Genomic DNA, 844 nt, shown 5'->3' on the forward strand with positions numbered 1-844 from the left:
AAAAACACAAACAACACAACCACACACACCTTCACGTACAGGACTCATCACCTACTCCGGTGCACCATCCCAGATGCTTCCGCTGATATGTGCGCATCGCGCTTGCAGTCGGCAGCCTGCAACATTTACGCCCCACAACACCGCACACGCAACCCCTGCCAGGTATCACACGCACACGGTTTAGCCTCATCCGCTATCGCTCGCCACTACACACGGAATCACAATTGTTTTCTTCTCCTACGGGTACTGAGATGTTTCACTTCCCCGCGTCAACCCCCACACAGACTATGTATTCACCTGCGGGTAACACCACACAACTGGTGCTGGGTTTCCCCATTCGGACATCCTCGGATCAACGCTTTGTTGGCAACTCCCCGAGGCATAACGCAGCCTCACACGTCCTTCATCGGCTCAGCATGCCAAGGCATCCACCATACGCCCGTAACAAAACACACGGACACACAAACAATCAAGGTATAAACACCAAAACACAAAAAAGAAAGATACTCGCGTCCACTATACAGTTCTCACACAACACAACCCCCACACACAACCAACCACAACACAGTGGCCAATCCAGCGCAAGGGCCCAACAGGAACAACATGTGCTGCCCCAGACACCCAACAGTGCACCAACATAAACAACCTTTTGTCACGCAAACCGGATGCATCCACCCAACCAACACCATGTGAACGCACAACCATCACAGGCCAGCCGCACCACCATCCAAGCAGTGCAACCACAACCCGAGGGTGTGTCTCCACCCGGCAAAAATACTTACGCGGCAGTCACACACTCGGCGACTCAACCACACAAACACAACCCACAACTGTGGGCCACAAA

The 844-nt window shown here is 53.1% G+C and carries 1 rRNA gene; it reads right to left on the reverse strand.

Annotation, left to right across the window (positions count from 1 at the left end):
- Positions 1-455: ribosomal RNA gene (locus HMPREF2791_RS12135) — 23S ribosomal RNA — on the reverse strand; the annotation flags it as partial.
- Between the last annotated feature and the right edge of the window lie 389 nt (positions 456-844).

It is taken from the genome of Corynebacterium sp. HMSC034A01, assembly GCF_001838175.1.
Lineage (GTDB): Bacteria > Actinomycetota > Actinomycetes > Mycobacteriales > Mycobacteriaceae > Corynebacterium.